Source organism: Microbacterium sp. JAI119, assembly GCF_013410135.1.
Classification (GTDB): Bacteria; Actinomycetota; Actinomycetes; order Actinomycetales; family Microbacteriaceae; genus Microbacterium; species Microbacterium oxydans.
The window spans coordinates 1,701,471-1,723,550 of record NZ_JACCCK010000001.1 but is presented as its reverse complement, the minus strand read 5'-3'; the positions used below and the strand labels follow the sequence as shown (position 1 = coordinate 1,723,550).

Genomic DNA, 22,080 nt, shown 5'->3' with positions numbered 1-22,080 from the left:
GGACCCTCCTGCCCCGCACCGCCGCGCTCAGATCGCCGCGTCCGGCAGACCCACCTTCGCCTTCGCCCAGGAGCGCCCGCGGGTGTCCTTGAGGATGTCGTACTCGACGTCGACGTGCGGCTCGATCGCACTGTACTTGTCGTTCGGCGCGCCGATCACGAGCTGGAAGCCGAGTCCACGCCATGCGCCGATCGCGCGCTTCGTGAAGTGGGCATCCGCCTTGATGAGCGCTTCGTCCATGAAGACGGGGGCGTAGCGCGGCCGGGCAGCGCCCGCATCTCCGAGCTGGTAACGCAGCGCTGCTCCCACGATGAACGCGACGAGCTCCTGCGACTCCCCTCCGGACTTCTCGCCGATGTGGTCGTAGAGCGCGACATGCTCCCGCGTCGTCGCTGTGACCCGCTCGGCACTCACGCGCACGTGGTTGCGCACGTCGATGAGCTCGGCGAAGTCGGGGGCCGTACGGCGCATCCGTCCGATCAGACGGCTCATCTTGCGGTACACGGCCTCGCGCTCGGCGTCGGTCTCGGCAGCGTCGATCAGTCCCCGCACCTCGCGGAGCTCGCGGCGGAACCGCTTGCGTGCCTCGCTCTGATTCTCGCGCGGGGTGATCTGCAGACGATGGTCGTCGTCGTAGAACGGCAGCTCCTCCATGATGCGGTTGATCGGGTCGATGCGATCCTTGATCTCGCGGAGCGACCGGCTGAGAGTCGAGTCGAGGCTCGTCAGGTCGTTTCCCGAGAGCTTGAGCAGACTGTCACGCCACTCGGTCTCCAGCTCGTGGAGCCCGTTGGTCTGCAACGCCTCCAGAATGCTCTCGAACTCACCGACGGACTCGTCGGGGTCCGGCAGGATCGTGAGGTTGTCCCAGCGCTCGAGGAACCCCGTCATCAGTCGCCGCATGCTCTCGCGCTGCTGCTCGTGGGCCTCCGCGGCCTCACGACGGTCCTCGTGCAGGCGCTGAGCGGCGGTCCTGAGCGCGGTGTCCAGGTGTGTGAGCCGCTCCGACGCGGTTACGCTCGCCCCGCTCTCGGCGTGCAGGAACCGGCCGTCCAGGAACGACGCATGTGTCTCGCCGAGCGAGAGGTCCGTGGCTGCCGCGGAATCGATCACTCTCTGACAGGCGTCGACGTCGTCGGTGACCTGTCCCCAGTGCTCCTGGGTCTGGGCGAGTTCGTTGCTGAGGCGCGCCTCCTCGTCCCGGAGCGTGCTCGCGCGGGACCGCAGATCCTCCGCCTGACGCTTGAGCTGCGCGATCTCGGGGCTGGCTGTCGTGACCTCCGCTTCGACGGCGAGCCAACGTTCCCGTTCGGCCTCGACCGCATCGACATCGATCTGCTCCCACGTGAGGTCCTCGATCTTCGCGAATGCGGTCGATCGTGCCTCGATGCGGTCGAGGGCGGCTTCGGCGTCCTGCGCCGCCGATGCGTAGCCGTCGTGACGATCGGTCAGCAGCCGCAGCTGGTCATCGATCTCGCGAAGCCGACGGTCGTTGGTGAAGCCGAGCACGTTGGCGCGTCCCTGACCGCCGTGGGCTCCCCTGCTGCCCTGCGACACCTGGCCGTTGATGGTGAGCGCCTTCTGATGGGCGTCCAACGGGGACGATGAGTCGACGCACACGTATCCGAACCGGTCCTGCAGCCGCTGCTGGAGCCACCCGGTGAAGGGGGTCGGCAGGTAGTCGAGCCTCCCGGGGAGGGTCTGCGGATCGGCGTTGCGCACCTCGAGGAGTCCGGTGGGGACGCCCTCGTAGTTCAGGCGCTCCGGGGTGCGCGTGGAGTTGATCGCCGCCCGGAAGGACGACAGCTTCTCCGCGTCGACGAGGAGCGTCCTGGCGAAGCCGCCGAGGGCGAGGTTGAAGGCCTCGCGCCACGGCTCGAACTCCGTCCGCACCTCGATGAGCTCTCCCACGAAGGGAAGCTCCGAAGGGTCGAGACCAGCCGCCTCCGCGAGCATGGCGCGGGACTCGTCGAGGTGGGAGGGAATGCTGCCGCGCACCAGACCGGTGCGCTCGCGCTCCTGACGCAGTCGTGAGATCTCGAGCTCGGTCGTCCTGCGGGCGGTCTCGGCGTCGGCGAAGGCCGCGCGCGCGTCCCGGATCCCCGATCTCGGCGATGACCCCCGACTGTCGGCCACGAGGGCCTCGAACTGGGCGGCGTTCTCCACTTCCGCACCGAGATCCCGCACGATGGCGTCGAACTTCGCGCGTTCCCGCCGCACGTCGTCCAGGCGACGTTCGGCGACGCGGAGCTCCCGTTGCGCTGTCTCGAGGCGGTCACCGCCGGACTGCCGCAGGACATCGAGCAGACCCTCCCGCTCGGCATCGGCGGCGTCGACGAGGGCGCGCTTCTCCCGCACAGCGAGGCTGAGGGCGCGGGAGCGGTCCCCCAGCTCGACCTCGACCTCGCGCAGCAGATCCAGGCGGCGCTGAGCGTTCCAGAGCGCGGCGAGGGACGACGGATCGGTGAAGACTCCGACTTCGTCGATGATCCGCACCCGTTCGGCTGAAGCCGCGATGCGCTCCTTGATTCCGCGGATGGGTTCGAGTGCGCTGACCTGCTGCTTCGCCGTCAGCATCCGGGTGCGCGTGCTCTCCAACTCATCGAAGTGCGCCACGACGGCATCCGCTGTGGCCATCGTCTCCGGCTCTTCCAGCACGAGCTTCTTGTACAGATCGTCGACCGTGGTGATCTGCTGCCCCGCTTGGATCCTGGCCAGCAGGCTGATCGCCTTCGCCCCGGACCCGGCCGCCCCGATCCCGAGCACCGCCTGCAGCCGGGCAGAGAACTCCCGGTCCGTCGCCAGCGTCTCCAGTCCCGCTGCCCGCACCGACGCATCGGAGAGCCGCTGCGTCGCGGCCTTCTCCAGCTGTGCCAGGTCGAACGCCCCGTTCACGGTCGCCCGAACCCGGGTCGTGTCCTCCAGCACGCGGGCATCCGCCGGGATGTACCAGGCCCGCACAGCGGTGAACCGCGACCCGTCGTGGTCGAGCCAGGTCGTCGCGATGGCACTCCACGTGTCTTCGCCGTCGCCGCGGAGGACTCGCAGCTTGGTGCCGTCCTCCGTGCGGGATTCGTCGATCTTCCCTCGCCCGTACGAGAGGATGTTCCGCTGCTCCTCGCCGCGCGGTCGGCCGGTCACTCCGCCGTTCGACGCACCGTTGAACGGCGTCGTGTGAGGCATCATCAGCGCGATGTACGCGTCCATCAGCGTCGACTTGCCGGAGCCGGAGCCGCCGCACAGCAGCGTGGCGTTCGGCGAGAAGCGCACCCGGTGCGGGCCCCCGTCGTATCCACCCCAGTTGATCAGCTGCAGCTCGTCCGCGATCCACTGCTGTCCCCGCGAGCCGGCGGGGATGAGCCCGAAGAGCGTGTCGACCATCGTCATCGTTGCACCGCTTCCTGCGACCGCAGCCAGTCGCGGAGTTCCTTCAGGGTCTCGGCGCTGAGGACGACCTCGACGAGCGCCGTGATCCGATAGCGCCCGCTGGTCTCCTCCTGCACGATCCCCTCGCGATCCAGTCTGTCCATCGCGTTCCTGATCGCCTTCTGCTGCCGTGCCGTTCCGCCATCGACATCGGTGAAGTAGCTCAGCACGGTCTGCTCGAGATCCTCGATGTCGATGCGCACCGACGACTCTCCGGCCGCGGACTCCCGCTGGTAGACGGTGCGCAGATGCACGAGCACGAGCGTCTCCGCACGTGTGTACGGGGAGTCCTTCAGCAACACAGGCATGTCGATCTCATCGGAGCGCAGCTGCTGCTTGTAGGCGAAACCGCGACCGTGGTCGACGACAAGTCGGAGGTACAGGTCGTTCAGACGCGACTCGATCACGTGCTGATGATCGAGCAGCAGCGTCCACTCCTTGCGGTTGCGCTCCGCGGCGATGAAGCGCCGCTGAAGGACGTGGGCGAGCAGACGGCGGATCTCCGGATCGAGGGTGCCGCGGTCGCCGGCGAAATGCTCCTCGATGTCTTCTTCCATGGGGACGGGAGCGATGAACGGGTCATCGACCGCTGCTTCCGGCGCGGGGCTCTCTTCAGGCATGTGCGTCTTCCTTCGTGTTGCGCGCCGTGACGGCACCGAACGCGAAGCGTCGCGTCGAGCCGTCGGGGCGCAGAGCTTCGACCACCGACACCGTCTCGCTCTCGGTCATGCCGTTGCGGTGGGCGATCTCGAGCAGTCCGACGAGGTCGACAGGGCGCCGGGTGTCGTCGTCGCTCTCGGCGAATGCGGCGGCGAGATCGAACTCGGGTCCGAGCCCCGCGACGTACTGCTCGAGCTCCGCATACCTCGGACCACCCCACGCGCGGGAGTCGACGTCGGCGAACTCGACGTCCCCGGCGTCGGCCAGAGGGGCGGGGACCGCGGGTGGACGGATGCTGCTCACGGTCTGCCTGAGGTGCCCCAGGTCGGCGAGCGGAAGACTGCGCACCGGTGCGTCACTCGCCCCCGTCCCGTCCCACACGTGCAGCGCGGCGATGACGTCACGCAGCAGGTCGTCGATCTGACGGTCCCGCAGCGGATCGTGTGTCTTCACCTGGCCGGTGATGACGTGCGAGGCTCGACGTTGCGCAGCCAGCACCTCCTCGACCCCGAGCTCCACGCGGCGTCCGATCGCGTCGAGCTCGGCCCGCTGCGTGCTGTCGAGCATCCGGGCGAACGGCTGTCGGAGCAGACCGTGCAGTTGGTCGGTGAGGGCATCGATGCGCTCCGGATCGCCGATCAGCTTGAGAGCGCCGGCGAAGGCGCGTCCTTCCGGCGTCGAGTTCATGACATCCTGCGCACGCTGCAGGTACTCGCGCAGCACCTCACCCGTCGGCCGCTCATCACGGCGCAGATGGGCGACGACGTCGCGCTGCATGAGTTTGAGGGATTCGGCGACCCGGGTGAAGTCGGCGGGAAGCTCGCGCGCCAGATGCAGCACGTTCTCCGCTTCCTCGAAGAGCTCTTCATCATCGAGTGGATCGGCTCTGCCCGACTCCTCGATCTCATCGATCTCGGCATCGAGTGCGGCGCGCTCCTCCCGGAGGCGGGCGAGTCGACGAACGGGGTCTGCCTCGGCGCTGTCGGCCAGATGCTCCACGGCCTCGAGGAGCGTGCGCACTCGGGAGTTGGATACGCGCGTGCGCCCGCCGCCCGTGCGCCCCGCGATTTCCAGAGCCTCGACAGCGTGCGCGGAGAGTCGATACACCTCGACGTCCTCGTCGATCTGCTGCACCAACCAGCCCAGGCGGACCCAGTTCCTCGCGACATCGCGGCCGGTCCCCGAAGGGACCCGGCGATCGTCGTCATCGTCGCCCGCATCCCTGAGTTCATCGAGGATCTCCGCGAGCTCGGCCTGGGCGTCGGCGATCGGGATGGAGACCCGGTCCGCCGTGAACAGAAGAGACAGCGACGCCACGACGAAGGGGGCGAAACGGCCGTGCAGCAGGTCGAGAGTCGGAGTACTGAAGGCGGTGACGGCGCGGGAGAATGCCGCTTCCACTCGAGTGCCTGTCACACCTTCCAGAATAGTCGGCGCCCTCGTCGTACCTCGACGCGACGCGATGGTCTCGGAAACGAAGAAACCCCCGCCTGAGCGGGGGTTTTCATCTTGCTGACATTCTGAGTGTCTACTCAAACCCTTTGGATCTGCCTTTCACCCCTGATGAACTGCGGAAACTCGCGGTTCCTGGCGACAGAGGCGGTGGTTTGAGCACGCCCGTTTCGTACCGAGCCCATGAGCTTTCGAAGCGGCTCGGAGCCGAAAAGGTGAACGAGATGGTCCGTCGCGCGAACTCAGGCGAAAGCGCGCGATCACTCGCGCTGGAGCTCGGCGTGGCGAACTCAGCACTGACGAGGATGCTGCGCGAGGAGGGCGTCACAATCCAGAAACGAAAGGTCAGTGCCGAAGACGAACTGGCACTGGCTCGCGCGTACGAAGCAGGCAACACGATCGCCGAGCTGGAGAAGTCCTTCAACCTGTCGCATGGCGCGGTGCTTCGGGCTCTGCACCGTGCTGGCGTGGAGATGCGAGCGAAAGCACCAAGAGGTAAGTCTCGACGTCGCGTGACGGTCGGTTCATAGTCAGGCGCAGATGAGATCGATCGGACGCTCAGCATCGGACGATGATCGCGGCGCACTTGCCGTTAGCTACTGCGGGTCTCGACTCCGAAGCAACTTCATACGGATTCAGACGTCGATGTGGACGGCAACAGTATTGCCACGCAGCGCATCGAGACGCTCCGCAAGGTTCGAGAGCTCGGCGCCTCACTCGCTCGTGAGTTCGTCGAGCCTGGCCAGTCGGCGCAGTCGATCGCCAAGCGGCCGGAGCTGCAAAAGCTACTGCAGTACGTCCAAGACAACCCGGACGTGAAGTACGTCGTGATCTACATGCGTTCGCGAGCCTTTCGCAACTTCACTGATGCTGCGATAACGAAGCGGGCGCTCCTCGAGAAGGGCGTAAGGCTCGTCTCCGCCAAAGAGGAGTTTGGCGAGGGCTACATGGCGGATGCCATGGAGGCGATCACGGACATCATGAACGAGGTCCAGGTGCGGATGAACGGTGAGGACGTTGCGTTGAAGATGGAGCACAAGGTCAAGCAGGGCGGCACGGTCGGGCGAGCGAAGCTCGGCTACCTGAATGTCCGAAAGGACTTTGGTGCATACTTTTGTCGATAGCGTTGCGGCGAGATCGACTTGACGAAGTGCACGCTACCCGCCGCTACAGTGGTACCTACTCGAAGAGGTGAACGCCGCCTTCGAAGTCCTCCGCCTGCGACTTTGATCTCCGCGTCAGCGTCAGCTTGCCCTTCGAGTCACGGTCCGTCCAGTAGCTTCCAGCGATCCGCTGCGCCGGGCTTCCAACGATCGCTAAGACACCGGATCCATGATGAATCGGACTGTGGGCGCGAAGGTCGACCTGCGGTTCATTCGTGTAGATGTAGTGAATCAGCCAGGATCCGTCCTCCTTGATAACACGGGCAATGGACGACTTGGATCTGGACTCGTTCGAGATCAACGTGACGGATGCGCTCGAGCTGGTCTGTCGAATGACGAGGTAGACCGTCTTGGGCGCCGGCGACTTCTTCGTCCTCGGATCAATCCAGAGCGACTCGAGAGTCGTCTCCCAGGTCCCACTGACGTCACGAGGGACACTGGTAAGGAGCTGGAACGGACGCAGTTTCCAGGCCCACTGGTCCCACAGAAACAGCAAAACCGAGCAGAGCAAAACTGCTACCGAGAAGAAGCGCAGGAATTCGATGTTTGGCGTGCCGGTCGTGATCCATGCGCCGACGACGAACACCGCCGAGATGATGATGGCGATCGCGGTGAGCAGGGTCTTGCCAACCATCATTCGAACTCCATGTAGTCCCACGCAGCGCTGGCAAACGCATGGACTTGCTCACGGGTCCACTTCTGCGCTGGGTAGAAGAGAAACTTCGCGCCGTTTGCTTCGAGCCAACGATCGTCGTTCTCCGCGGGTTCCGCCCGGTTCGTGTAGTTGAAGATATCTGCGAGACAGCCCTGCATCACACTTCGCCACGTCGCGCGGTTGAAATTATCGTCGGGGCAGTTATAGATCAAGCACTCCATGAGGTATGAGGGCACCTCTTCGCTGAGGCCGGCATCTACGAGAACGTTCTCAAGTCGCTTGAGGATACGCACGGTCTTCTTGTAAGCACCGTTCGTTCGGTTGTTCTTTGCGCGCCCGTTCTCCAGTTGCAACTTCGGGTAGTTCTCGATCGAGCCACTCGTGGACTTGAAGAGCTTGGTTCCTTCTCGGTAGCTTCCGTCCGGGAAGTACATGCGGTAGGTGAAGCAGGGTACGACATCCGCGTTCACACGAGACGACGTCGCCTCAACTTCGAACGCGGTCGTGCCCGGGGTGACAGACCCTGTCGGGAACTTGGCTTCAAGCGCAGCCTTCACCTCCGATCGCAGACGCTCCGGTGTCCACTCCCCCTCATATGGAGACCCGGCGGGATGTCCACCCTCGGCGGGATTGAACTCTTCCCAGTACTCGACCTCGCGACACTCAACGACGATATCGACATCACTGTCGGTCTTCACGTTGGTGTTGTTGGCGTAAGAGCCTTTGGCATAGATAGAAAGACTGACCCCATCGAACGCGGCATGGGCGGCGATGGCCTCTTTGATCATTCGTTCGGTAAGTTGCTGCTTCTCCTGCTCCGTGGCGCTGGACGGCCCCGTCCAGCCAGCAAGTTGATCTTCTGTAACCATGCATCTCTCCTTTGGGCGCATCATGAGCTTCTCTGGCGCATCGGTCAACTGATGTCGGCTCAACCGCGCTCGTCCAGTATCGCGTCGAGCGCCGACACTACCCGCGGCACACGACAGCGATCACAACCTATCGGTACATCCGACAGGGGTGAATCGCAGGCCGAAAGTATGTACCGGTGGCCAGACACTTAGCTGGACTCAAACCCTTCTAACGGGCGCTTTAACCCCGGTCAGACGGCAAAACGGGACAAACCGCTGCGCGATCAGCAAAGACCCCATCAATCAAAATAACCCCCGGTTGGAGGTTATTTTTCAGCATGACGCTTATGCTTGGCTGACGTAAACGACCTCTGTTCGAACCATTGGAACCTGCCGTTTACCCCTGGTGAGCTGCGGAAGTTGGCCTCCCCGGCAACCGCGACGATGGTTCGAGCACAATGCCGTCGTACCGCGCCCAGGCGCTGTCGGTGCGGCTCTCCCCGGAAACCGTGGCAGACATCGTTCGGCGATACGAGGAAGGTGAGAGCGCCCGGTCACTGGCCGAAACACTTGGCGTCGCCGCATCGGCGCTCATCAGGCTGCTCCGCGAGAACAACGTCGTGGTCAGGAAGCGGAAGGTGACCGACGCGGAAGCACGACGCATGGCGACGGAGTACCAGGCCGGAGCGACCATGCGGGAAATCGAGGCAATGTTCGGCCTGTCGCACGGAGCAGTACTGCGCGCGTTGCATCGCACCGGCGTACCGTTGCGGCCGAGAGCTCGGAGAAAGCGCTAGCGGTTGGCCCCACCAGTCACGCTGATTGCGTACCCTGCTTCACAGTCGACAACCAAGTTCTGCTCATCTAGGTACTGCTTGAGAGGGCCCTCGTGGTTCGTCGCGTGCGTAAAACCGATCGCCCACGGGTATGCGCCTTCAAAGCTGATCGTCCATGTGGTGTCAGAGAGGAAACCCGGCGGTCGGGCGGTCGGCCCACCCTCAGCAAGCGGAACAGCGGGCGGCTCGGTCATCCATGGACGCCAGTCCCATGTGTTCACGATGAATTCTGATACATACGGAATCAAGCCTTCGACACACGTAGCAAGACCATCCGCAGAGTGATCTGATTGCTGCTGCTCGGCCATTCCGCACCTCCTCGATGTGGTATCGAGATGCTAGCGGATCGGCGTTGGTGGTGCGTCGCGGCCGCTTCCCCTTGCGGTAGGAGTGGGTGAACGTCAGTTTCGATTCAACCCGTGCCGGCGAGTGTCGAGCGCTATCTTGAAGTGGCTCTCCGAGACATCGATCGCCGAGGTCGGCGTTGACGGGTCGAACACCCGCAACAGTGAATAGCGGAAGGTCGACGGATCGAGTCCTCGCAGCTCGACGTTGCCGCCGTGTCCGCTCGTCGCATACACACTCCAGCGCTGGCGGATGTTTTCCTCGCCATCGGCCTTGCCGACATAGTGGCGCCCATCGCGCGTATCGGTGATCAGGTAGATACCGACTACTGAGGAGAGCGCGGTACGCCACGAGGCATAACGGTGCTCACGCATCACCGCCTGGAGTGACGCGTAGTCCAGGACGAGTTGGTCGAACCCCGGGAACGGAACAGGCTCTGCGTCCGCAATGCCCATCACCGGGTAGGTGACGGCCGTCGCGCCGTACATCCACCATCTGCGGGGCGAGCTCCATCCGATCACGAGCCGTCTTCGAAGGTCTGCCATGTGCTCCGACTCGACGAGATCGAATACTCGACGCATCCCATCATTCGAAAGCTCTCCGCGATTCTCCATCACGGACCACAGACGGGATTGGTCACCGCCTTCTTTGACGAAAACGACCCAATAGGGAGGCGGAATCGCCGGGAAGTTCCGTGGATTTGCCGACTGGTTCCTCGTGTACTCGAGAATCTCCGCATCGGTGGAGTCCGCGTGGATGCCTGAGATTCCGCTGCCCTCATGCTCACGCACATACGCGTGCCGGATTACCAGCGCCTCTGAAGGAGCGACTCCTGCATCATGCAGAATCGGGCCAAACGTCAATGCCATCCGACGCACTCCTCCTCTTGCGCTTTCATGCACCCTGCTTGCCAATCATGATTCGACCACCAACGGACGTGAGCTCCTCGGAGTGCTGCGTCGGGGTTCATGCCGTAGAGCTCAAGGGACCTCGACGGCACCATGCTGCTCGGTTTCGCTCTCGATCGCTGCTCGCCGGCTCGCCTCATGCAGCGATCGTTCGCCATCAGGAATGCTCATGTGCTCTGCGAGCATCGATGCGATCCGGCTGGCCGCTTCGGCGTTTGCAGATGCCGGGAATATCCAGCGCACGTCGGTTCTGGGCGTCGTGATGTCAATCGATGCACGATGCGATCGCTGGCTATCGCTACTCGTCCGGACGTAGCGGACGTCGTCGAGCGGGAAAGTCTCCTCGACCTCACCCTGCATGCGGAACGTACGCGCGCCCGCAGTGATGACGCGACGATCCGTAACCGCAACGAGCGTGCAAGACGCAACCTTGTCTACGATCGTGCCCCGCCGCCCATCCTCAAGGCCCGACCAGGCCGCATCAACGCGACGCTGAAGCAAACCCGGGACAGCGTCAACGAACTCGTGCGCGCCGAGCTGATATGGAAACGCGAGTCCGTAAAGCGTCTCGCCGTCCTGCATGAACCACCGCAACACACGGAGATATGTGTCGATATTCAATCCGTCAGGTGCGCACACGGTATCGGGCGCAACGATCTCGGCGGCTGGCGGATGAATTGAGTCGGCCAGAGGCTCGATCGCTGCCAGCAACTGAGCGCAAGTGAGCTTGGCGGCCTTTCCGTCGCGCCGCTTCTTCGTCAGCGGAATGGTCGCTCGTCCGGGAAGTTCCGCGATGATCCGCAGCTCGCGCGTCAACGCCACGAGCAAGTCTCCAGCGTCAGCAAGTGAGGACTCAAACTCGGAGCGCGCGTTCTTGGCGATCACCTCCGCGAGCTGCGCCTCTCCCGCGTTGTTTGCGCCTTCGAGGTGGGCTCGCGATGCGCGAAGCGCTTGGTAGCCCATATGGGCCTTGAGCGAGTGGAGAAGTGCGTTGGCATCGAAGGCGATCGCCTCGGCGTTCGCCTCTAGATATTGGCGTCGGCTTGTGCCGCGCGTGGATCCAAGCTTCCGAGCGTGCGCTTTGATGTTTTGTTTGTAGAGATCAACCTGCTTGTCGAGCTCCTTGCTGCTGCCCGCGACATCTTCCCAGATCAGTCGAGTGACGCTACGAACTTCGGTCGCCTCGTCGATGGCGCGGTCAATCGCTTTCGTCAAGCCGGAAAGTTCTGCCCACTGCTCGCGACGAATCGACTCGAGAGTCTGCGTCGTCAGTGCCATGTTGGCCCGCACGAGACCGGAGACCTCACTGAGTTGCATCTGGATCGCGAGCATCGCGATGGCTGGCCCGATCGCCGCAACAGCCTGCGCGGCGGTCACTCCATAAGGAACAAAGCGGGCCTGCCCTATGAGCTTCCCATTGGCGAACATCGCTCCGAGGCTGGCGCCATCCTTCGCGGCGAGCTGCGCACCGTTGTTGAGGAGGGCCAACGTCGCATCGGTGACGCGATAGAGCCCCTGAGCGCTCGCGACTGCGTTGCCTACGTTTCCAGCCACGGTTGCGAGGTTGCCGACAGTGCCTAGCGCCTGAGACAGACGATCACGATCAGCTGGCGAGATCAATCCCAAGTCGACGAGCTCGAGTCCTTCCGGTACTTGACCGAACAAGACGGCCGTGCCAGGAAGGACCTCTATCAACGCCGTCGATGTGGCCGAAGACAGACCGCCGGAACCATCTTGATCATTTCCGTCAGTTGCGCCGTGTACTTGCACAGAAAGCGCTGCATCGCTGTCTGTCACGGATTCGTCTTCTGGCATCGCCGCTCCCCAGGTACCTACTCGGCCACATGCCGACATTCAGGACAGTAGTGCAGAGTGCGGACAATTCGTTCGCCCACGCTCATCTAGCGAAAGGAGGAAGCGCCTGGTGTTCGCTGACTGGTTCCGCGTGTACTCCAAGATTTCCGCGCCAGTGGAGTCCGCGTGGATACCCGGAGATCCGCTGTCCTCAGGTTGGGCTACACATGCATGACGAACCACTAGCGCGTCCGACAGGTCGATGACGGCGTTGAGCAGGATCGTGCCGAGCGTTAGAGCGATCAGCTGCGCTCCCTACTTACGTGTTCTGCGGGGGGAGAGAGAGTCCCTGTGGTCATCAGGATGCCACTGTGATTACAGGTCCGAGTCCGGCGCGAATCGATGCCGGCAGAGTCCGCAGTGTGAAATCGGTGACCGACCACTGCGCCTCTTCAATCGGGATGGCACAGAGCGCCTCGACGACTTCCGTCGCCCCCTCCTTTGACTTCACGCCTTGCAGTAGGCCGACGAGTACATCGCGCACGTGCCAGCGGTTGTGGTGGGCGCCGAGGCGAGCAAGCCCGAGCACAACCTTGCCAAGTACTTTCGGATCACCGGTAGTCTCCGCGAGCCGACGCATGAAGTTGGCGAGGGTGTCGCAGTACTCGAACGAGAAGCCGTTCGTCGAGACGTAGGCACAGAAGCGGTCGACCACACGCAGAAACGCACCGGAGTCGCGGCCCCACAAATAGGTGATCGATGACGCGCTCATCCACGGAATCACTCGGATGAGAGCGCTCATGTCACTCTCATCCGTTTCGTCGAGAGCGAGCGCCCAGTCCATGACCTCCACGAGGTCCTCCGGGCTTGGCTGCCCGAGAAGACGATCTCGGAGCCGCTCGGCCTGCTCCTCGCGTGATTCCCAATCCTGATGAACGGCCTGAGTCCCGATCGTCCGCTCTAGTGCTTCGAGGAACTCGGAGACCGATTGGTAGCGAGCGGCCGGGAGGTTCGCGATGGCCTTCTCGATGACTGGCCGAAGTACGCCTGGAGGTATCTCCGCGTTCACCGGCCACTCGCCAGTGGCGAGCTCCTGGAGGACCTTGCCAAGGCTGTAGACGTCGGACAGGTGGTTTGCGCTGCGGGCAGCCTGCCATTGCTCGGGCGCGGTGTAGACCCAAGACCCTAGGCCTTGGCGAAACGTCGATGTGAGCGGATCTGTATCCCGTTCAGCCTGAACGGCGAGGCCGAAGTCGGAGATCGCCCAGGTGTCGGCCTCGGTGTCGGCATCCTTGAGGCGCAGCACGTTCCCGGGCTTCAGGTCGCGGTGGAAAATGCCCTGCGCATGGATGTACTCGAGCCCAGAGCAGATCTGCCGCATGATGTCCACGATTAGGGGTGGGTTCTGGCCGATGGCCTGCACGTAATCCGCGAGGCTGCCCTGGGCTAGCGGCATGGCGTACCAGATCTCGCCTCCGACAGTCTCTCCCTGGGCGAGAACGCGCACCACGTTGGGATCCGACAGCTTCTCCATGATCCGCAGCTCACGCTGAAACCGCTTGATCGCCTCTTCTTCGACACCCTCAACGTCGCGCAGCACCTTGACTGCGACGGTGACGCCGGTCTTCTTGTCCGTCGCTCGATAGACATCAGCGAAGCCACCACGGCCGATCGCAGGATACTCCAAGATGAAGCGACCGCCGAGCAGACGACTGACATCCTCAGCTTTGGGCCGCCCCGCACCGCTCTTGCGCAGGCCCGAGCTCGCCCACTCGGCTATGACGTCCAGATCCCAGATTGGCCCCTGTGCGATTTCGCCGATGGGGTCAGGGAAATCTGCGCGCTGGCGCAGTACCGTCACGCGAGAGGCAGAGACGCCGAGCGCCTTCGCTACTTCGCTCGATCCGCCGAGTCGCATGAAAGCTCCTTAATGGTTGCCGACACTTAACCATATCAGACATATGGTTGCGCCTGGTTCACCATTACTGAGGGGTGTCATCTACGATGTCACGAGGCCCGAAGGCGGCAGCCTCGAATGCCGCCAGTGTTCCCGCGGAGGTACTCGGCAGCTCGCGCAGGTGGCGCCTGACGGAGGCGAAGGACCCGATAAGCGCCGACCACGATTCGGCGTCCCCCGGGATCGGGACGCGAATCTTCTTCACCCCGTCCATATAGAGGCGTCGTCGTACCGCGCCGCGGCTCTCGCGGACGATCTCCGCCTTGCCCTGCTCACTCTTGAGGAACATCAGCAAGAACTCCTCATCGAAGGGAGCATCCTCTGCGAGTCGGAAGACGGCGTAGTCGGGGCTGACCCATCCCGCCTCGTCCTCGCGCCGACAGAGCGCAATCGATCCGACATTGACACGCATGGGGTTGTAGACAAAGTCTCCAGGACGCAGCTGGCGGTAGCGACTCGTGTCTTTGGCAGGCTTGCCCTTGAACGGGGCGAGGCCACCCTCGTTACTGACTCCAACGAACCGGTCAGGCTCCGTGCGGCCCGCACGAGCACCAGACTCGACGACCCATTCGCCGATTGGCTGCGCCTCCACGAGGGGATATGAGTCAAGCGAGCCGTGTGCCGTGGCCAGCGCGTCGGTCAGGTCGAGGAGCGTGCCGAGTCGAGCGCGGAGCGCTTCGATTCGTTCCCCTGCGACCGCACCATCGGTGATCAGCGACGCGTTCGGCCACGGGATGTCGAGGTCGTAACCACTGTCGACGATGGTGTCGTAGTCGACCTCCCACGAGTACTCATTGGGCACCCCGTCGACAAGCCAAGCCTCGACGCCTCTGAGCACGTCCTTGGTGAGTGGGTTGGTCTTGCTGTAGGAGCGTTTTCCCGGAGGAGTCGGTACCTGGTAGTAGCGCACCGTGCTCGTGCGACCCCCCTTGGAGAAGAAGATGAGGTTGGTGCGCGTATCTGCTGCTGTCGGGAAGACGCCGGTCGGGAGTCGCACGATGGCGGACACCGTGAACTCGTTGAGAAGCCGACGTCGAACGGTCGAGAACGCCGTCTCGGTGCGGTACAGGATGCCGTCGGGCAGGACGATGGCGGCACGCCCTCGGTCGCGGAGCTTCGCCATGCAATGCTGCAGGAACAGCAGCTCCGTTGCCGCGGACTTACTCGGGAAGTTCTGCTGCACCTGCGGGTTCTCGGTGCCGCCGAACGGTGGGTTGGTCAGGATGACGTCGAACTGCTCGCTCGGGCTGACATTACGCGCATCTTGCTCGAGGGTGTTGCGCCTGATGATCTGCGGATCCTCCACGCCGTGAAGGATGAGGTTCATCGTGCCGACCAGGGCCGCGATCTCGCCGGACTCTTGACCGAAGAATGAGGCCGAGTTGAAGACGTCCTTCTCCTCAACAGTGCGCGCGGCGCCGTCGAGGTGCTGCGCCGATCCCACGAGGAATCCCGCCGACCCCGAGCACGGGTCGTAGATGCGCTCGCCAAGTTTCGGATCGATGATCCGAACCATCGATTCGACGACGGGCCGCGGCGTGTAGAACTCCCCTGACCATCCTGCGTCGGCAGTCTGTGCGAGCAAGGACTCGTAGACGACACTCATGGCGTGGTGGTTGTCGAGCGCGTGGAAGTCAATGGAATCGACGATCGCCACGACCTCCTTCAGCGAGTAGCCCGACTTCATGACGGTGCGCACCTCGGCGAAGATCGCCGCGAGCCGCTCGGCGCGGGGGCTACCGCTGAGCTCCCGAAGATAGGGCAGGAGCTCGTCCGTTACGAAGACGATCAGCTCGTCACCCGTGAGGTCTCGGCTCCGAGCCCAGGACGCCCAGCGGTACTTGCCAGCAATGAGCGGCGTATAGGCCGAGCCGTCGATGCGGGCCACCATCTCGCGCGTCTCCTCGAGCGAGTCGAAGACCTTGAGGAACATCAGCCAGGTCAGCTGCTCGAGGTACTTCAGTGCGTTCTTGGTGTTGTCGTCGGCCCGCATCTTGTCGGATGCAGACTTGATCTTGGCTTGCAGTTCGGAGAGCGTCATGCGTCAGTTTCTGAGGTGAAGAGTGCGGTCAGGATGGAATCAAGGAAGGCGGCGACCTGCTCCGGGCCGCCGAGCAGCTTGGCAACGCCGAGGACGCCTCCCCAATCGGTGGCGAACGGAGACAGACTGAACAGCTCGCTCGTCGACACCTCGTTGGTGCCGCCGATGCGGAACTTGTCGAACACCGCCGACAGCAAGCCGTCAGGAAGTGACGGGGAGACGCCGGCGAGCGCGTGTGCCGCGGAGGACGCACGGGCATCGCGGCTCGCCATCGACGCGTCGAAGGCAGCCGCCGCGAAGAGGTCGTAGGCATCCACGTCGGCGCGGCCGAGCACGAGACCCAGCAGTTCCGGGGTGATCTGCCGCATGGCGAGCTCCTCCTCGAAGGCCACGCGCTGCGGTCGCGACACCCATAAGTCGTGAAGGGCACCCAGGGAATCCACCCGCTCACGGATCGCCGTCCGCGCCCGGCCGAGGTACTCGGGGACGGGAAGGATGTGCCCGTTACCGAGGTCCACTTCGATCTCGTCCGCGATGAGTACCTCCACGCCGGAGATGCGCACGCGGCGCTCACCAACTGCAGGTTTACGCAGGGCGACGACGAGCGACGTCGCGTCGCTGGACGTCGTGTCGACTCGAAGATGGCGTCGGGTGAAGCCCGTTGCCGCGATGAACACATCGAGCGCTGCGGCCGGGAGGTCGCCGATCGCGAAGCTTCCAGCATTATCCGTGCGTGCCTCCGCCAGCAGACGGCCACGAAGGCGGACAGAGATGGTTGCTCCAGGGATCGCCTCGGCCAGCTCCTCATCCTGCACGTAGCCGGCGATCGCTTCCGTGCCGGTCGTCGGCCCGTCCACGACAGGCGTTGACGGAAGATCCCAATCGTCGAACAGACGAGTCGCATTGGTGTAGTCGATCACCCGGAAGAAGGTCTTGCCGGTCAGGGGATCCAGACGGCTGCCACGGCCGATGATCTGCTTGAACGTCGTCACCGACCCGATCGGCTTCATGAAGACGATGTTGCGCACAGAGGGCGCATTGACACCTGTGGACAGGAGATCGACGGTTGTAACCACCACCGGCTCGCTCGAGCCAGCGAGTTGGAACTGTTCGAGAATGTGCTGGGCGTCCCGCTCTTCGCTGACGATGCGGGCGGCGTAGAGATTCTTGCCGGTTTCCGAACCCAGCAGTCGCTGCATTTCATTCCGGACCAGTTCAGCGTGCTCCATCGTGACGCAGAAGACCATCGTCTTATCCAGCGCTCCGTACGTCCGAAGTGTCGCAGCCAGGTGCTCGCACAGCGCGCGCGTGCGGTCAGGCACGACAATCTCGCGTTCGAAGTCACGCATGTCATAGACGTCCCGTGGGGTGGTGCCCTCCGGGACGATGAGCTCGGCGCCACGCTCGACTTCATCGCCTATGACGAGTCCGTCGTCAACGGACGTCGACACGCGGAGGACCTTGTAAGTAGCCAGGAAGCCGTCATCGATTCCCCGACCAAGCGAGTACTCGTAGATGGGCCGTGGCTGCCCCTGGTCGTCGGCATTCTCCGATGCGAAGAATGCGTAGGTGTCGATGGAATCGTCCTGCTTCGGCGTCGCCGTCATACCGAGGTGGAAGGCGCTCGAGAAGTGGTCGAGGATGGCACCCCAGTCTCCGTAGCCGCTTCTGTGACACTCGTCGATGATCACGAGGTCGAAGTAGTCGGCTGGGTACTGCTCGTAGACGTGCGCTCCGCTCGGAGAGGTGGCATAGAGCGACTGATAGATCCCGAAGTGCACGTCCCGCTGGAGCGGGACTTGCCCGTTCGCGACTACCCCGCGTCGGTCCCCGAGCGCCCCGAACTCATTGAAGGCCTGATCGCGCAGGCTGACCCGATCCGCGATGAAGAGCACCCGCTTGGCATACCCGCTGGCGAGCAACTTGTGCACGACGTTGTAGGCAATGAAGGTCTTGCCGGTACCCGTCGCGAGTGACAGAAGTGCCCGATGGCGTCCACGCAGCATCTCGCCAATGGATGCCGAAACGGCGCGTTCCTGGTAGTACCGCATCGATGGAGCTCCAGGCAGCGAGAATGCCGGCTGGAGAAGGGGGTTCGGGACGCTGTTTCCCCGCGGGGTAGTGACGGTCTCACCGCGCCATGGTTCGGTCGACTCCCACCGCGCGAGGAGCTCTGCGGCCGTGGGGAAATCCTTGAGCCGACGGACCACCCCGTTGCGCAGATCTTGCTCGACGATCTCGTGTCCATTCGTTGACAGTGCGAATGGTGCCGAGACGTCGAAAGCGTACGCCAGCGCCTGCTGTAAACCGGCACCCGGCGAGTGCGATTCATCCTTCGCTTCGAGAGCGGCCAAGATCGGACCGCGGGCTTCCGCGCGCAGCACGTAGTCGACGAATTGCGGGTCGTCGCGCACCGTCTGCTCCCCCAGAAGACGCAGCTTTCCCGGGCGGTAAACGTACTCTTCCTCAATTTGCGACGGAACCCAACCAGCCGCAGCCAGCATCGGATCGATGAGCTGTGTGCGGGTATCTCGCTCCGTCAGGGCCATAGATGAAGTCTGCCACATCGGACCAACACTTGGCAACAGACCAGTATGGTCTGTTGCCCCTTCCTTAGGTTTCGAGAGACGCCGGGCGTTGATGCGTGTCGGCACCCGCGCACGAATCGCCACTGCTGGAACTTACTCGGCCGCCTAGATCACGGTAACGCGCGCCTCCGACGGTGGCCGCCACTGACCGTGTCCGCCGCGATGCGTAGGCGGATAAGGCACCGAGTCCAGGTGGCGTACATCGACATCTTCGAGCTGATCCAGAAGCGCGCGGGCGAAACGGAGTTGGCTGGCGTCAGGTAGTCAAACGTCACGTCAGCTTGCGCGTTCACCGCTATACGATCGGTGGGGCGCAGCCGGGAACCAGCATCCCGCACGGCGCGAAATGTAGGAGGACCCGAGTGATCGTCTTGACAGTGCTCGAGCAGACGCGTGACTACGTGAAGCCGTTCGAGCACACGACGAACGGCTTCACGACGCACTGGTGGCGCGATCGAGCTGGCACGGTTGGGTCGAAGCCGAACGTGGAACTGATCAGTTTTGTCGAAGGCGAACAGGAGGTGGCCCGTGCCGAAGTTCACACGCGGACACCCTTGCACGCGGAGTACGCGGGGTTGTCGGCACCCCATGAATTGGTCGAAGTTGTGTTCTTCGAGGTTCGCGCGGACCGGCGATGCGACGGAGCCGGGACTGCAGCGGTCCGGCTGCTCGAACAGCGATATCAAGGCCAGCCACTGTTCGCGTTCTCCGAGAACGCAGACGCGTTTTGGGACAAAGTAGGTTGGAGGCACTTCCCACGTACTGACGGCGATCTGGCGTACCGCCCACTCTTCGTCAGTGTCGGGTCGCGCGGCTAAAGCACTTGGCCCGCGCCCGCGTCGGTAGCTTGATGGGTGTGCAGACGAACGAGAACACGAAAAGGCCAGGATCGTGTGGATCACACGCGCCGAAGCGGGGAGCATCGCGCCGGGGCTGACGAGTGCCCGCCTGGACTACATTCGGCGAGAAGCGCCGTACTCGTCACGGATCACTGCACCGCCTGCTCGTGTCCTCAGCGACGGGGAGGTTATCTACGACGAGCTCGCGCTTCGGCGCTGGCTGGAAAGTACGGTGTCGTTCGAGTGGGTGCACGGCCACTTCGGCGCGTACCGCGCACAGCCGACGAGCGATCGCCGCTACATCTTTCAGGATGCGGATCTCGAAACGCTCAGACACGGGCGTACATCAACTAGGGACAACTGCACGAGCTTATGCCGACGCTGCCACTGTGGCGAGCCCGCGACCTTCGGTTTCGGGCCGTCGGGCCTCGATTCCTAAAACCAACACCCCACACCGTCGTCTACATAGCCGAGGAATCTCTCGACTAGGCGCACGGCGTCGGCAACTTCGCTGACCCTATACCTGATCACCTCGACCGCTCCGGACAGCCGTACACGCCGCTGGTTCGTCCCCAAGCGTCGGCATGACCGTCACGGGAATGCTTCCAGCGCTGGGTCAGGTCTGCTCGAGCGCTGCTTCCTCGTCTGATCCTCGCAACTTCCAGATCGGCCAATTCTTCATTTCATCGAGCGTCTCGTCGGGCAGCCGCTCGACTAGGTAATCGGCCTCGGAGCGATCTCCGAGGAGCAGCCCGCATGCCACCTCAAGCTCGGCGGCCCGTGGACCTCCATCACGAACGACCGATCGCCGTAGCTCACGAATTGCTCCCAGATCCTGAGCTGACAGGGGCGCGATGCGCCAGCGAATCTGCCACCGATTGATCAGGTGAATGGGAATTGCTCCCTCATGCTCGATCACCCAGTCGTTGAGGGCTTCGGCGGCGTCAAGGAACTCTTTCGCGCGCCGCTCGCTGGCGTCGGCTGCGTTCAGGAGCGCCAACACCTGATGGTTCGCAAGGTTCGCAGTGCGCTCAGCATCGACGATCGCGTCGTAGGCCTTGACGATCGACTCGAGCCGCAGGTTCAGAATGGTCGGCAGGTCTTTCTTCTCGAGGACGTCATAGACCGTGACCGGGAATGCTCTCGTTGGGTCGTCGTCATCGGCGGACCAGCGGAAGAGATGCGGTGCTTGCGGGTCGAATGGATCGACGAAACGCCACTTGCCAGGGGCGTCACCTTGAAGGATGACGAGCATCACTGCTCCGCGACCGATGCTGAACATGCCTCTGGCCACCTCCCCATCGGGGTTGGAGACCTGTTCCCCAAGGACCAGGGCGCGATGGAGGGTGTGGACGTTCCGAATCTGGATGTCGTCTACCGCGTCGAGGTCGACGAGGGAGCCGTCGATGTTCAAGTGTTCGAAGAGCTCGTCCATCAGGTGGATCAAGTTGAGCTGACGTCGAAGCTCGGCGAGGTCGGTCTCGCTGGAATCGCTGATCACTCCTAGCGGCGTCGACTCCTCGTTGACTTCAATCGCGCCGGTCGCGAGGAAGCCTTCGATGAAGCGCGCGGCCTTGAGACGATCTGCGAAGCTTCCTTCCTCCGAAAAGGCAAAGTTCCATAGTCTCTGCTTATCGCTTTCGGTCATCGTGAGGCTGAGACCGGGGGCGAGCTTCACGACGATCGAGTGCGGGGAAATCTGCTGGCGCGTCACCTGCGTGTAACTCACGCCGCCAGCAGAGATTATGGCGTCGAAGGGCTGCTCCATATACAGCCCGGGGAAGATATGAAGCTCGCCTCCCAGGGGGATCCGCATCCCGCCTTCGGTGACCAGCTCCACTGCGTAATCCAAGTTGCGCGGGCGAAGGACGACAGGTTCATCGAAGGTGAGGTCGCTGAGCGTGTGAACCGTGATGCTCTGCATCTTCTGGAACAGCTCAGGTTCAAAGCCGAGTGACGGATTCTGGTCGCGCGTCTTCAGAGCGAGCGCGACGATTCGTTCAATCTCGTTCGGATCGTTTCGAAGCTTCTTGAACGTGACAGCAATCTTCGCCTGCTCCTCCGAGGCGCTCCGCAGATAGTCCTCGATAGCGAACGGCGACAGGATCGCAAAGTAGGGGGTACAGCGCTTGCCCTGCCGGTCGACAGGCACGTAGAAGTAGAGGACGCCTGAGTCCCTCTGAAAGCCAAGGAGGTCAGTCCGATCGATGCCGAACGTCAACTCATTCTGCAGCTTCCCGGAGCGAGTGCGTCCCTTGACTTGCACGGGAACGCGTCCGTGGAAGTCCGACTTCCTCTGTCCCAGCGCTCCGTACAGGTCGATATGACCGTCCGTGAAGGGCGTCTTGTCGTTCGACGCGATGAAGGCTTTGAGATGGGTGCAGCGCGCGATCATATTCTGGATCTTCGCGACGGCCAGGGCTTCTACGTCCACGACTCCATCCTGGCAGGAGCGTCGGACACCAACGTCGGATCTCAAGTCGCGTTGCAAAGTGAAAAACGGCGACCGCTCCAGCCGAGAGCGCATGGGTCTCGAGGCTGGGCAGTCGCCGCCATAGTGGATGAGTT

16 protein-coding genes are annotated in these 22,080 nt (G+C 63.2%); 4 read left to right on the top strand and 12 right to left on the bottom strand.

Annotated elements, in window-relative coordinates; genetic code table 11:
* Window positions 1-27 precede the first annotated feature (27 nt).
* From HDC31_RS08285 to HDC31_RS08275, 3 genes are read right to left on the bottom strand one after another with little or no spacing between them, the layout of a single operon-like run.
* On the bottom strand, window positions 28-3,387 hold the full coding sequence (locus HDC31_RS08285) for an ATP-binding protein (RefSeq protein ID WP_113681891.1): 3,360 nt from the start codon (window positions 3,385-3,387) through the stop codon (window positions 28-30).
* On the bottom strand, window positions 3,384-4,046 hold the full coding sequence (locus HDC31_RS08280) for a DUF4194 domain-containing protein (RefSeq protein WP_061017608.1): 663 nt from the start codon (window positions 4,044-4,046) through the stop codon (window positions 3,384-3,386). The genes HDC31_RS08285 and HDC31_RS08280 overlap by 4 nt, the downstream gene beginning before the upstream one ends.
* Window positions 4,039-5,502 (bottom strand): DUF3375 domain-containing protein, encoded by a 1,464-nt coding sequence (locus HDC31_RS08275; protein ID WP_179516010.1) that lies wholly within the window; start codon window positions 5,500-5,502, stop codon window positions 4,039-4,041. Before HDC31_RS08275 ends, HDC31_RS08280 begins: the two co-directional genes overlap by 8 nt.
* A gap of 125 nt (window positions 5,503-5,627) precedes the next feature.
* Between HDC31_RS08275 and HDC31_RS08270 the strand changes: the two genes are divergently transcribed.
* The gene (locus tag HDC31_RS08270; RefSeq protein ID WP_179516009.1) at window positions 5,628-6,068 is read left to right on the top strand and encodes a hypothetical protein; all 441 of its coding nucleotides are present in this window, start codon (window positions 5,628-5,630) and stop codon (window positions 6,066-6,068) included.
* A gap of 69 nt (window positions 6,069-6,137) precedes the next feature.
* The gene (locus tag HDC31_RS08265; protein ID WP_179516092.1) at window positions 6,138-6,662 is read left to right on the top strand and encodes a recombinase family protein; all 525 of its coding nucleotides are present in this window, start codon (window positions 6,138-6,140) and stop codon (window positions 6,660-6,662) included.
* A 55-nt stretch (window positions 6,663-6,717) separates the two neighbouring features.
* Here the strand turns inward: HDC31_RS08265 and HDC31_RS08260 are convergent, their stop codons facing one another.
* Window positions 6,718-7,335 carry a hypothetical protein gene (locus HDC31_RS08260; RefSeq protein ID WP_179516008.1) on the bottom strand — a complete coding sequence of 206 codons (618 nt, stop codon included), beginning with the start codon at window positions 7,333-7,335 and terminating at the stop codon, window positions 6,718-6,720.
* Window positions 7,335-8,225, bottom strand: coding sequence for a nucleotidyltransferase (locus HDC31_RS08255; protein WP_179516007.1), 891 nt, complete (start codon window positions 8,223-8,225; stop codon window positions 7,335-7,337). The genes HDC31_RS08260 and HDC31_RS08255 overlap by 1 nt, the downstream gene beginning before the upstream one ends.
* Before the next feature lie 437 nt (window positions 8,226-8,662).
* On the opposite strand from HDC31_RS08255, the gene HDC31_RS08250 reads away from it, so the two are divergent.
* On the top strand, window positions 8,663-9,001 hold the full coding sequence (locus HDC31_RS08250; protein ID WP_179516006.1) for a helix-turn-helix domain-containing protein: 339 nt from the start codon (window positions 8,663-8,665) through the stop codon (window positions 8,999-9,001).
* On the opposite strand, the gene HDC31_RS08245 is transcribed toward HDC31_RS08250, so the two are convergent.
* From HDC31_RS08245 to hsdR, 6 genes are all read right to left on the bottom strand, one after another.
* A complete protein-coding gene (locus HDC31_RS08245) occupies window positions 8,998-9,348 on the bottom strand; it encodes a hypothetical protein (protein WP_179516005.1) in 351 nt (116 codons plus the stop codon). The genes HDC31_RS08250 and HDC31_RS08245 overlap by 4 nt on opposite strands.
* A gap of 93 nt (window positions 9,349-9,441) precedes the next feature.
* A complete protein-coding gene (locus tag HDC31_RS08240; RefSeq protein ID WP_179516004.1) occupies window positions 9,442-10,254 on the bottom strand; it encodes a GIY-YIG nuclease family protein in 813 nt (270 codons plus the stop codon).
* Between the two features lie 111 nt (window positions 10,255-10,365).
* On the bottom strand, window positions 10,366-12,108 hold the full coding sequence (locus tag HDC31_RS08235) for a hypothetical protein (RefSeq protein WP_179516003.1): 1,743 nt from the start codon (window positions 12,106-12,108) through the stop codon (window positions 10,366-10,368).
* A 337-nt stretch (window positions 12,109-12,445) separates the two neighbouring features.
* On the bottom strand, window positions 12,446-14,005 hold the full coding sequence (locus tag HDC31_RS08230; RefSeq protein WP_179516002.1) for a serine/threonine-protein kinase: 1,560 nt from the start codon (window positions 14,003-14,005) through the stop codon (window positions 12,446-12,448).
* 64 nt (window positions 14,006-14,069) lie between these two features.
* Window positions 14,070-16,085 carry an N-6 DNA methylase gene (locus HDC31_RS08225; protein ID WP_179516001.1) on the bottom strand — a complete coding sequence of 672 codons (2,016 nt, stop codon included), beginning with the start codon at window positions 16,083-16,085 and terminating at the stop codon, window positions 14,070-14,072.
* Window positions 16,082-18,634: an EcoAI/FtnUII family type I restriction enzme subunit R gene (gene hsdR, locus HDC31_RS08220; protein ID WP_179516000.1), complete on the bottom strand. Its 2,553-nt coding sequence runs from the start codon at window positions 18,632-18,634 to the stop codon at window positions 16,082-16,084. The genes HDC31_RS08225 and hsdR overlap by 4 nt, the downstream gene beginning before the upstream one ends.
* A gap of 401 nt (window positions 18,635-19,035) precedes the next feature.
* Between hsdR and HDC31_RS08215 the strand changes: the two genes are divergently transcribed.
* On the top strand, window positions 19,036-19,491 hold the full coding sequence (locus HDC31_RS08215) for a GCN5 family acetyltransferase (protein ID WP_179515999.1): 456 nt from the start codon (window positions 19,036-19,038) through the stop codon (window positions 19,489-19,491).
* 637 nt (window positions 19,492-20,128) lie between these two features.
* Here HDC31_RS08215 and HDC31_RS08210 read toward each other — a convergent pair.
* On the bottom strand, window positions 20,129-21,946 hold the full coding sequence (locus tag HDC31_RS08210) for a hypothetical protein (RefSeq protein ID WP_179515998.1): 1,818 nt from the start codon (window positions 21,944-21,946) through the stop codon (window positions 20,129-20,131).
* Window positions 21,947-22,080 lie beyond the last annotated feature (134 nt).

Coding starts and splice junctions, on each gene's coding strand:
- HDC31_RS08285 (WP_113681891.1), bottom strand. CDS start 3,387: ATGACGATGGTCGACACGCTCTTCGGGCTCATCCCCGCCGGCTCGCGG.
- HDC31_RS08280 (WP_061017608.1), bottom strand. CDS start 4,046: ATGCCTGAAGAGAGCCCCGCGCCGGAAGCAGCGGTCGATGACCCGTTC.
- HDC31_RS08260 (WP_179516008.1), bottom strand. CDS start 7,335: ATGGTTGGCAAGACCCTGCTCACCGCGATCGCCATCATCATCTCGGCG.
- HDC31_RS08255 (WP_179516007.1), bottom strand. CDS start 8,225: ATGGTTACAGAAGATCAACTTGCTGGCTGGACGGGGCCGTCCAGCGCC.
- HDC31_RS08250 (WP_179516006.1), top strand. CDS start 8,663: ATGCCGTCGTACCGCGCCCAGGCGCTGTCGGTGCGGCTCTCCCCGGAA.
- HDC31_RS08245 (WP_179516005.1), bottom strand. CDS start 9,348: ATGGCCGAGCAGCAGCAATCAGATCACTCTGCGGATGGTCTTGCTACG.
- HDC31_RS08240 (WP_179516004.1), bottom strand. CDS start 10,254: ATGGCATTGACGTTTGGCCCGATTCTGCATGATGCAGGAGTCGCTCCT.
- HDC31_RS08235 (WP_179516003.1), bottom strand. CDS start 12,108: ATGCCAGAAGACGAATCCGTGACAGACAGCGATGCAGCGCTTTCTGTG.
- HDC31_RS08230 (WP_179516002.1), bottom strand. CDS start 14,005: ATGCGACTCGGCGGATCGAGCGAAGTAGCGAAGGCGCTCGGCGTCTCT.
- HDC31_RS08225 (WP_179516001.1), bottom strand. CDS start 16,085: ATGACGCTCTCCGAACTGCAAGCCAAGATCAAGTCTGCATCCGACAAG.
- hsdR (WP_179516000.1), bottom strand. CDS start 18,634: ATGGCCCTGACGGAGCGAGATACCCGCACACAGCTCATCGATCCGATG.